Raw genomic sequence first — 9946 nt, 5'->3', positions numbered from 1 at the left:
GTATAAAAATAATTGCTAATTTGTGCTTAAATAAAGGTAGTTGCGTATTTGCTACATCTGATTTTCCTTCGGAAAATCCTCGCACGCAAACACGCAACTATTCTTATACAAAACCGTTGGCACAAATATGAAAAAACGAATTCTTACATTATTATTTTTAGGATTTTTTATTTTGGGATGTTCACAAAATAACGATTCTATATATCCGAATTTTATCGGACAAAATTTAAATACAATTGAGAATAATTCTGATTGGAAAATCTTGGAAAAATCTTCTGGAGACTTTAACAAAGATGGTTTTAAAGATTCTGCCTTAATACTTGAATCAAAGGACAGTATTTTAGAAAAAAGATGTTCGGATTGTAAGTTATTAAAAAACAAACCACGAATTATTGTAATTCTACTAAACCAAAACAATATTGAAAAAGCAATCATCCAAAACAATAAGTTTATCGCACGTGGAGACGAAGGTGGAATGTTACCACATTTGGAACCTAAATTATCAATAGAAAATGGATTGCTGAATATCTATTATCAATTTACCCGCTCAAACCAATCTTACACTTTTGAGTTTGACAATAACCAAATGGTAATTATAAAAGCAGAAAGTAATGGAGTTCATTCTGCGAGCGGAAATTTTGAAAATGATAAATATGATTTTAAAAAAGGAGAAATAATTTCAGAAATAGGAAATATATCGGAAGAAAAAGTAGAAACTGAAATTATAAAATTTGATATTAAACCAAAATCACTTTCTGAATTTGAAGAAATCTCGGAATGGGAAATAACTGAAAATAAATATTTATAAAATACTTGTGCCAACACCGTATATAATTTATTGCTGGCTTCTTGCCTATTTACGAAAGTCCTCGCGGACTTTCTTGGTCGGTAATTATTTACTAAATTAGTTGCTTAAACCACGCAACAAACCATATACAAACACGTTAGCAGAAATTAAAGAAAAATGAAGGACATTATAATAAGGGAGTTCACCCAAGGGAATAACATTAAAATTGCGATTTTCACATATACTGGAGATAAAAACCCTAAAATTTATCTAGACGAAGCTATAAGAGATTATACCAAAGGAGAAGGGTTTAATCAGTTTATTGATTCTCATTTGGATAATCCTTGGACAAGAGTAGTAGTACTAGGTCTTAATGAAATGGAGCAAAAAAAATATGTTAAAAAACATTAATTTTTCTAGTTTAATAAATAGTGTTTCTTATTGGCTTTGTTTCCAAGAGAAAATTGGAAGAAAATTTATGATTAACGAAAGTTCGTTGAAATACCCTATAGCTGACTTTTTTACAAATCATCATTTTCCTGTAGATAATATTGAATTGGAATTTAATCACCCGATTTTTAAAAAAAGAAGCATTGATATTGTTTTAAAAGAAAAAAATGAACTTAAAATAGTTTTTGAATTAAAAATAGCCTCATATAGCACTTCTCAAAAGAAAGAAAAAAAACGAATATTTAATGATTTAATGAGGCTTTATGTTTTGACTAATAAAGACAACATAAAAACGTATTTTATTATATCTGGATATTATGAAGATTTTCTAACATACTTCAGAAGTATTGAAAACAGAAAAGAACTTGCTCAAAGTAATAGTCTAGACGATAATATAAAAGAGCCTTCTGGATTTTACACAAAATGGTTTAGTTTTAAAAAAGAAGAAGAGACTATCATTGATATTGAGAAGGAGAAAGAAGTTGAATATCGAACTGTATATGATAATTTCTATAAAGAATATAAAATAAAAAAAGACGTCGATTTCACTGAGAAGCTACCTCAAAAAATCACTACTAAATGTGTTGATGTTTCACCACTATCAACGGAATCACCTTTACCTTATTTGACAGCTATATGGGAAATATATTAAAAAAACTTCTGCTAACACCGTGTATAATTCATTGCTAGTTAGAGCCTATTTACGAAAGTCCTCGCGGACTTTCTATCTGTGATTTATTTGCTAACTTTAGAGCTTAAACACGCAACGAAATCATACACAAAACCGTTAGCTGTAATTAACTCACTCAATTCTGAAAAACCAAAAAATGGGAATATTTGACTTTTTTAAAAGAAACAAAGAAGAAACAGAAAACAGGAAAGAGGAAATCCGAATTTTGGAAAAACCAGATTTCGCAGAAATTGACGTGGAAAAATTAACGGATTATTACGATTGGACTTTAAAATTTGGAGAAAGAAAACTCAATCTAGATTTGAATTTTGAGACTGAATCGACAAATCAATCTGAATTAAATCAAATCTTAGAATTTGTGAACAAAATACCTGAATTTGACAATCAAAATCAGAACTATATAAAATCGGACTTTGAACAAGACGTAAGTATGACATCCGACTATCTAAATTTCTATCTTGATGAACTTGACGAAAGTGAATTAGCTGGAATTATTGACATAAAAAATCGAAAAAAATCAAGAAATAGTCTTTTAATGGAAAAACTAAACCTAATAAGAGTTGGAATTTATCCGCAAGCTTCTTATTTCGGAACTTTTGACTATTCGATTGACATTGATGGAGAACCTTGTAATCAGCTTTTAGTTGTTAATATTAATAAAGACGGAACATTACACCATATAACTTGGGAAAGTTGAAAAAAGAAAAATAACTACAGCTAACAATGTATAAAAATAATGCTAAATTAAGTGCTTAATCAAAGGTTAGTGCAATTTTGTTACGTCTGATTTTCCTTCGGAAAATCCTCGCACACAAAACCGCACTATTCTTATACGTAAACGTTGTGTGTAATGTGAGAATGAACTACGAAACAAACTTCAAACCAACCGAAAAACATCTGTCACAATTAGAAAAATGGCTGATTGACGAACTGAATGAAACTGGAATCGGATTTTACAATAATTGGAATATAATTACGAAATCATTTGACAAAAACGAGTTGGTTGTTCTGACAGAAAATGATTTTGCAATCGGATTTATAATTTATAATATTTATGAAGTAATTATTGAAATAGATATTGCGGAATTAAATCCGAATTACAGAAATAAAGGTTTAGGAAGAAAATTAATAGAAGATACATTATCTGAATTCAAAAAAAATGGAATGATGGTTTGCGAATTGTTTTGCTCACCTGAAAATTCAGAGCCTATTTGGAAAAGTTTAGGCTTTCAAAATTTTCCTGATTTTCCTCACGATAGTAAAATCAGAATGTTTAAACCACTTGTTCCATCATTAAAAATTTCGGAACCTAACGAAAGGAATGAAAGAATTGAATTATGGAATATGGAACCATATCTTGCAGAAAGGAATAATCCTGAATGGACTTGGAACATAACTTTTAAAAAAAATTCCAGAGAATTAATAAAACCTATTATTCATCCAGCACATTATGAATGGCAATTGAGTTGGAAAACAGAAACTGACACGAAATTTAAAGACAAAGTGAAAAGATATAATTCTGACCGAATTGAATTTGGGAGTTTTATAGTAATTAAGACACTTCCGAATTAAAAACACTACACACAACAACATATATAATCCATTGCTAGTGCGAGCCTACTTACGAAAATCCTCGCGGATTTTCTATTCGGTTTTTATTTGCTAAATTACGTGCTAAACCACGCAACGTATCATATATAAAACCGTTGGCAGTAATTTGAGAACGAGATGATAACATTCAAAATTAACGGTCGAAAATTAATAAATTGGAAAGCATTTCACTCTGAATTTAAAACGGAATTGAATTTTCCAGATTACTACGGAGAAAATATGGATGCTTGGATTGATTGTATTGACGAATTGACTGAAAGACCTACTCTACTGCTAATTGAAAACGGAAAACACTTGAAAGAAAACGCACCTGAATTACTAAATGCAATTATGGAATGTGGAGCTTTCGTTAATTATAGGAAAATAAAAGTCGGAGAAAACCCGAATTTACTAATTGCAACTGATTGCTAAATGAGAAATAGTAAAATAATTAGGTGTTCATTAATTTTGTTATTATTAACTAATTTTAGTTGTTTCATTTTCTGTAATGGAAAATGGGCTGAATATGATAAAAACTATTTACTCAAAATTGAAAGCATTAGTCAGACAAAAGGTGCTGTTTGTGTTAATGACTCATTGAAAATTGATGTTTCTTATAATAATGATAAACCTTATCCAACTACACTACACGATTTTATTAAAGAAAATGATTCTTTAATTTTTCGAGCTAATAATGACACTCTTTTTATAGTTCGGAATGACAAAAAATATTGGTTTAAAAAATATGGAATTACTAGTTTCAAATCTTATTCCGAAAATGATAAATAAAAAACTACTGCCAACACCGTGTATAATTAATTGCTGTGTAAGTCCTCATCTGGAATATTCCTTCGGAATATTCTCAGGTTCGTAAAAGTTTACTAAATTAGTTGCTCAACCACGCTACTAATCATACACAAACACGTTAGCACACATATGAAAAAAACATTTGTACTTACCATTTTAATTTTGATAGCTCAATTTGGGTTTGCCCAAAATGATAAAAAAGCTGTGAAAACATCGAAGGCAGTTTTGAAACTCATAAAGCAAAAAAACTATACGCAGTTTTTCAATTCATTTGAAGATACGATTAAAGTAAAAATTGATGAATATCAAAAAAGAGTAGGTTCAGACTACATTCAAAAAACAGTTGACAATTTCAACCAAACCTTATCTAATGAAAATATTGATTTTGATAATTTCAATAAAAAGGTAATTGTCCCAATTGAAGGAAATACAAAACTAAATTATGTAGTTTATCAATTCCCAATGGGTAGTGAAAATGATGGAAAAGATTATTTTGAGACGTCTTTTTTAATCGAAAATGATTTTGACAAAATTTATAGCGTTGATATCGTTAAGGTACAGAGAATGCCAAATGTAAAAGTCATTCACGGAGCAGAGGAAGAGGAAATACCTGAACCTGGTAAAGTAATAACCGAAAATTATGATGACACAGGTTTCGTTAAGAGAATTAAATACCGTGACTTTACTCATTTAATTACGATTGACTTTGATAAACAGCAAAATAAAACTCGTGAGACAAAATTCCCTCTCGATAATCTAACTTATAAATCAATTACTGCGTATCACGAAAATGGAAATATAAGATTAGTTGCAAACTATGATAACGGACTTGTAACTGGTAATTTTACAAAGTTCCACGAAAATGGAAAAATCAGTGAAAGCGGATACTATAGTGGCGGATTAAAAAAAGACGGGATTTGGACATATTTTGATGAAAATGGTAATTTGACCAAAACAGAAACTTACGAGAATGGCGAACTAATCAGTAAGGAATAAATACGTGTGCTAACAACGTATATAACTCATAGCTAATCAGTTGCTTAATCGAAGTTAAGGCATATTTGGAAAGTCGCCAAATTTTTAAATTTGACGATTTCCAATAAAGAAGATAATAGTAAAATTTAAAAATATGGCTTGTGCTTAATCCGAAAATAATCGCTAGTTTATACGCTACGAGCCATATACACGACCGTTAGCAATAATAGTCGCAAACAAACTTCCGTTCCTCTTTAGAAGATTAAAGCCTCTCGTTTTGCCGTTTCCCTTTCTGTGAACTTTGTGCTATTATTCCTTTTTTTAAAATAAAACGCATTAAGATCGTTCTCTATTTGCAATTTTTATTGTTTTAACTAACCTATTGAGTTTTTCAAACATTGTCTAAAAGTCATGCGTTAGCAAGTTTGCGCTGAAAAATAAAAAAAGGTGTCAGTGCTTTAGTCGAATAAGCAAACACATGCGTGAATTGGGCACAGCTTATCTGCAATGGCTTCTTAAATAAAAAACATAATCGTGTTCAGCATTTCTGCTAACTCTAGGCTACGCATTTAAAGTGTTTGCTTTCGGCTGGAAAAATAACACCTCTGATTTACCAAAATCTGTGCGCGCCTACTCATAGCTAACAATGTATATAATTTATAGCTGCTTCTTACCTACTGTCGAAAAACCTCTCGGTTTTTCTATTTTGGTTTTTATTTGCTAACTTACTTGCTTAAATAACGCTACAAATCATACACAAAACCGTTAGCAATAATAGTCGCAAACAAACTTCCGTTCCTCTTTAGAAGATTAAAGCCTCTCGTTTTGCCGTTTCCTTTTCTGTGAACTTTGTGCTATTATTCCTTTTTTTAAAATAAAACGCATTAAGATCGTTCTCTATTTGCAATTTTTATTGTTTTAACTAACCTTTTGAGTTTTTCAAACATTGTCTAAAAATCATGCGTTAGCAAGTTTGCGCTGAAAAATAAAAAAAGGCGTCAGTGCTTTAGTCGAATAAGCAAACACATGCGTGAATTGGACACAGCTTATCTGCAATGGCTTCTTAAATAAAAAACATATAATCGTGTTCAGCATTTCTGCTAACTCTAGGCTACGCATTTAAAGTGTTTGCTTTCGGCAGGAAAAATAACACCTCTGCTTTACCAAAGTCTATGCGCGCCTACTCATAGCTAACAATGTATATAATTTATAGCTGCTTCTCGCCTACTGTCGAAAAACCTCTCGGTTTTTCTATTTTGGTTTTTATTTGCTAACTTACTCGCTTATAACACGCAACAAATCATATACGAGACCGTTGTGATTAATATTGCCGACTTTCACAATCATAATTGGATTAGTTTTAATACTAATTATTTACTTTTTTGTTTCGAATAAAATCGGAGTAAAAAAACTGAATGATGAAATAAACGAAATTTGTTTAGCTCACGAAAAACTTAATTATCCTGAACTTGACAAAAAAACTCAATTGGAAATAATGGAAACTGGAAATATGAATTCAATTGCGGAATTAGTTCCAGAATTTAAGGACAAAGGAGTACCTTTTCGACTTTTGAAAAAGTATATTACAATTTCAAAAAATGACCTTAAAGAACACATACGGATTTCTGGATTTACTGAAAAACAGAAAATGGAAAACGCACCAAATCCTGAGCACGACGGAATTTGGTTATTAAAAGACAAAATTATTGACCAAGAAAGAGGAATTACTCATCGAACTTGGAAAGTGAATAATGAGAGTGAAATAGCGGAAATTTACGCTGATTTACTTTGGAATAAAGTAACAGATTAATAAAAACTGTAGCTAACATTGTATAAAAATAATGCGTAGTTTAGTGCTTAATCAAAGGTTAGTGCGCTTTTGCTAGCTTCTGATTTTCCTTCGGAAAATCCTCGCATACAAAACCGCACTATTCTTATACGTAACCGTTAGCAAAAATTTAGGATGAAAACAAACTTACTTACATATTTCATTTGTCTATTTTCAATAATAACATTTGGTCAAAAAAAAGAAATTTATTTGAATGATGATTTAATCAAAATATCCAAACCTGAATTTAATAAAGAAACAGACGACCATAAATCGTATAATATGAAGTTTGATTTAGATACATTAATCGTTAACGTAAAAGTTCAAAGAATAAAAAAAGGAAAAATTTCTAAAACGAAACTTGATTCAATTAGAACAGAACTTTCTTCAATATCGAACCAAAGTGTTCCTGAGAACAATATTTTAATTCTAAATTATTATCACGGCTTAGACTGGTGTAACTCGACTGGAGACAAATCTTATGTCAGAGGAAAATATAAAAATTACTTAAGAAAAATAAAGAAATTGAAAAATGTGAATCAATTTTTCATGTATAAATCACCCGAAGGAACAGCTGAATATGGGAAACAATTAAATTGGATTAAAGACGAATTTGGAATTATTGAAAAGACTTTTTTACCTATACATTATCCTTGTGGCAGTTATGTTTTAATAGATGAAAATGGAAATTTTTATATTCAAAAAGGAGAATATAATATTGAGAATATCATAGGTTTGATAAAAAATAAGAAAAAAACTTTTGCTAACACCGTGTATAATTAATTGCTTGGTCACTGCCGACTTACGAACATTCCTGCGGAATATTCTATCTGTGATTTATTTGCTAAATTAGGTGCTTAAACACGCAACTAACCATACACAAGACCGTTGTAAAACATTTTGACGCAACCATTTGACAATTCCTACATCTATAAATAAAATCCTTTTATGAAGAAAATTATATGTCTGCTTTTAATATTAAACCTTTATGGTTGCTCGAAAACTGAAGATGAAACTAGTTCCGTATGCACGTCAGACTGTACAATTTTACAAGGTAATGTTATAACAGCTAATAATGAGCCTCTTTCAAATGTCAACATTACTTTTGAGTTTAAACAAGGTGGTGGATATTTGCCTACATATACAAGATTAATTTCGGACTTGATATCAGATGAAAATGGAGGTTTTTATGATGAGTTCTATTTAAAAGATCGGGAAATTGATCAATCCTCACCTGGAAACTTAATCTTGAGAGTTAATGAAAACGATTTAAACCTTAATGAGAATATCATTACACCTGATTCAGTAAATATTTATTTAGAACGTTGGTTTGATATTGAAAATAGAGACACAATAATTGAACAAACTTATTATTTTCCTAAAAAAGCTCACGTTGTTGTGAACTTAAACAATTTTGTTCCTATAGAAGAAAATGACCGATTTGAATTACAAGCTATTTTTCCTTATGGGTTTGAAAACCCTGAACCTGATGAAATTAACGAAATATTAGAAACTATTTATGTTCCAACCAATGGAAAACTATATAAAGCGACTGAAATTAATAATCCCTTAAATGTTATCGTTGCCGAAAATGAAAATAACATTATTAGAGTTTTCAAAACAAAAAATGGAGTTTTCACTACAGAAGATATAGTTATAAATATTAATTCAAACAGTCCAGAAGAAATTACACTTGACTATTAAAAAACGTTTTACAACAACGTGTATAATTCATTGCTAGCACTCGCCTACTTACGAAAATCCTCGCGGATTTTCTATTCGGTTTGTATTTGCTAATTTAGTTGCTTAAACACGCAACGAAATCATACACAAACACGTTGTAAGCCATTTAAGAAAAACCGGAACGAATTGACAAAAATCGAAAACATTGAAAAGATTTTAAAAACAGTTGAAATCCACGAAAGAATCGTTCGTAAATCAACCGAAATTGACAACGCAACAAAACCTTATTTTCTTGAACTCTCAAAATTCACTAAGGAATGTTTAACTAACGAATCTAAAGTTAGTAAATTAAATTCATCTCAAATTAAATCATTGGAAAATGAACTTTTGATTTATTGGAATGAAACTATAAGTCTGGAAACTGAAAAATTTTGGACTGAAATTGTAACCGAAAAATTAGATGTTCAACGCAAAGAACCATTGAAATTCGCTTTAGATAAAAATAGGTTTCGTAATGTAGAACAAGGAATTGGAGCAAGAAAACATTGGAATGAAATAAAAACAATCGAGTCAGTTAAAGACAAATTTTCGATAACTGATATTTTGAAAATTGACCAAATAATTGCCGAAGACGAAAATAAACGAATAGGAATATTAAAAAAGTGTTTAGCAAAAAGAGTAATTCCAAAAAGTCAATATTTAAAGTTTGGAGAATGTATGGCTTATTTCACGAACTGTGGGCTTTTCAATAAATATATGACCGAAAAAGAAGTTGATGAATTGCACGAAATTTGGAGGGATTTTAAATCATAAACTGAATAAAAAACGGCTTACAACAAAGTACTGTGGTAAAAAACAAGTAAAAATGTATTAATTTTTCACTAAAGTACTTTTATAATTTCCATCATATATTAATCCTGATTTAGCTAGTGCAAAGGCCTGTTTTAGTAGTTTATTACACACTGCAATTAATGCTAATTTTTTACTCTTTCCTTTCGCTACTATTCGCTCATAAAGATCTCGGCAAGCTTTGTTGTATTTACACGCATTAAAACTGCACATAAATAATAAATTCCGAAGCTTTTGATTACCCATTTTACTTATTCGTGGCCTCCCTTTTACACTACTTCCACTT

12 protein-coding genes are annotated in these 9946 nt (G+C 30.2%); 11 read left to right on the top strand and 1 reads right to left on the bottom strand.

All coding sequences use genetic code 11. The features are described from left to right. Window positions 1-127: 127 nt before the first annotated feature. From VDP25_RS16925 to VDP25_RS16875, 11 genes are all read left to right on the top strand, one after another. Window positions 128-808 carry a hypothetical protein gene (locus VDP25_RS16925; RefSeq protein ID WP_334471730.1) on the top strand — a complete coding sequence of 227 codons (681 nt, stop codon included), beginning with the start codon at window positions 128-130 and terminating at the stop codon, window positions 806-808. A gap of 156 nt (window positions 809-964) precedes the next feature. Then, window positions 965-1198: a hypothetical protein gene (locus VDP25_RS16920; RefSeq protein WP_334471728.1), complete on the top strand. Its 234-nt coding sequence runs from the start codon at window positions 965-967 to the stop codon at window positions 1196-1198. Continuing rightward, window positions 1182-1889, top strand: coding sequence for a hypothetical protein (locus VDP25_RS16915; RefSeq protein ID WP_334471726.1), 708 nt, complete (start codon window positions 1182-1184; stop codon window positions 1887-1889). Before VDP25_RS16920 ends, VDP25_RS16915 begins: the two co-directional genes overlap by 17 nt. Window positions 1890-2064: 175 nt before the next feature. Beyond that, the gene (locus tag VDP25_RS16910; protein ID WP_334471725.1) at window positions 2065-2625 is read left to right on the top strand and encodes a DUF2004 domain-containing protein; all 561 of its coding nucleotides are present in this window, start codon (window positions 2065-2067) and stop codon (window positions 2623-2625) included. A gap of 161 nt (window positions 2626-2786) precedes the next feature. Next, window positions 2787-3500, top strand: coding sequence for a GNAT family N-acetyltransferase (locus VDP25_RS16905; RefSeq protein ID WP_334471723.1), 714 nt, complete (start codon window positions 2787-2789; stop codon window positions 3498-3500). A 156-nt stretch (window positions 3501-3656) separates the two neighbouring features. Then, window positions 3657-3950: a barstar family protein gene (locus VDP25_RS16900; protein ID WP_334471721.1), complete on the top strand. Its 294-nt coding sequence runs from the start codon at window positions 3657-3659 to the stop codon at window positions 3948-3950. A 504-nt stretch (window positions 3951-4454) separates the two neighbouring features. After that, window positions 4455-5321 carry a toxin-antitoxin system YwqK family antitoxin gene (locus VDP25_RS16895; RefSeq protein WP_334471719.1) on the top strand — a complete coding sequence of 289 codons (867 nt, stop codon included), beginning with the start codon at window positions 4455-4457 and terminating at the stop codon, window positions 5319-5321. Between the two features lie 1474 nt (window positions 5322-6795). Next, window positions 6796-7110 carry a hypothetical protein gene (locus VDP25_RS16890; RefSeq protein WP_334471717.1) on the top strand — a complete coding sequence of 105 codons (315 nt, stop codon included), beginning with the start codon at window positions 6796-6798 and terminating at the stop codon, window positions 7108-7110. 153 nt (window positions 7111-7263) lie between these two features. After that, the gene (locus VDP25_RS16885) at window positions 7264-7911 is read left to right on the top strand and encodes a hypothetical protein (RefSeq protein ID WP_334471716.1); all 648 of its coding nucleotides are present in this window, start codon (window positions 7264-7266) and stop codon (window positions 7909-7911) included. A gap of 165 nt (window positions 7912-8076) precedes the next feature. Further along, complete coding sequence (locus VDP25_RS16880; protein WP_334471714.1) at window positions 8077-8832, top strand: hypothetical protein; 756 nt, start codon at window positions 8077-8079, stop codon at window positions 8830-8832. A 165-nt stretch (window positions 8833-8997) separates the two neighbouring features. After that, a complete protein-coding gene (locus VDP25_RS16875) occupies window positions 8998-9624 on the top strand; it encodes a hypothetical protein (RefSeq protein ID WP_334471712.1) in 627 nt (208 codons plus the stop codon). A gap of 57 nt (window positions 9625-9681) precedes the next feature. Here VDP25_RS16875 and VDP25_RS16870 read toward each other — a convergent pair. Further along, a partial coding sequence (locus VDP25_RS16870) for a transposase (RefSeq protein WP_334471709.1) occupies window positions 9682-9946 on the bottom strand: 265 nt, incomplete at its 5' end.

This window comes from Winogradskyella sp. ECml5-4 (assembly GCF_036903175.1).
Lineage (GTDB): Bacteria > Bacteroidota > Bacteroidia > Flavobacteriales > Flavobacteriaceae > Winogradskyella > Winogradskyella damuponensis.
This window is presented reverse-complemented; position numbering and strand designations above follow the sequence as displayed.

Excerpts from the sequence above, each read along its gene's own strand:
- VDP25_RS16900 (WP_334471721.1), top strand. The coding sequence starts at position 3,657 with ATGATAACATTCAAAATTAACGGTCGAAAATTAATAAATTGGAAAGCA.
- VDP25_RS16925 (WP_334471730.1), top strand. The coding sequence starts at position 128 with ATGAAAAAACGAATTCTTACATTATTATTTTTAGGATTTTTTATTTTG.
- VDP25_RS16905 (WP_334471723.1), top strand. The coding sequence starts at position 2,787 with ATGAACTACGAAACAAACTTCAAACCAACCGAAAAACATCTGTCACAA.
- VDP25_RS16885 (WP_334471716.1), top strand. The coding sequence starts at position 7,264 with ATGAAAACAAACTTACTTACATATTTCATTTGTCTATTTTCAATAATA.
- VDP25_RS16910 (WP_334471725.1), top strand. The coding sequence starts at position 2,065 with ATGGGAATATTTGACTTTTTTAAAAGAAACAAAGAAGAAACAGAAAAC.
- VDP25_RS16915 (WP_334471726.1), top strand. The coding sequence starts at position 1,182 with ATGTTAAAAAACATTAATTTTTCTAGTTTAATAAATAGTGTTTCTTAT.
- VDP25_RS16890 (WP_334471717.1), top strand. The coding sequence starts at position 6,796 with ATGGAAACTGGAAATATGAATTCAATTGCGGAATTAGTTCCAGAATTT.
- VDP25_RS16880 (WP_334471714.1), top strand. The coding sequence starts at position 8,077 with ATGAAGAAAATTATATGTCTGCTTTTAATATTAAACCTTTATGGTTGC.
- VDP25_RS16895 (WP_334471719.1), top strand. The coding sequence starts at position 4,455 with ATGAAAAAAACATTTGTACTTACCATTTTAATTTTGATAGCTCAATTT.
- VDP25_RS16920 (WP_334471728.1), top strand. The coding sequence starts at position 965 with ATGAAGGACATTATAATAAGGGAGTTCACCCAAGGGAATAACATTAAA.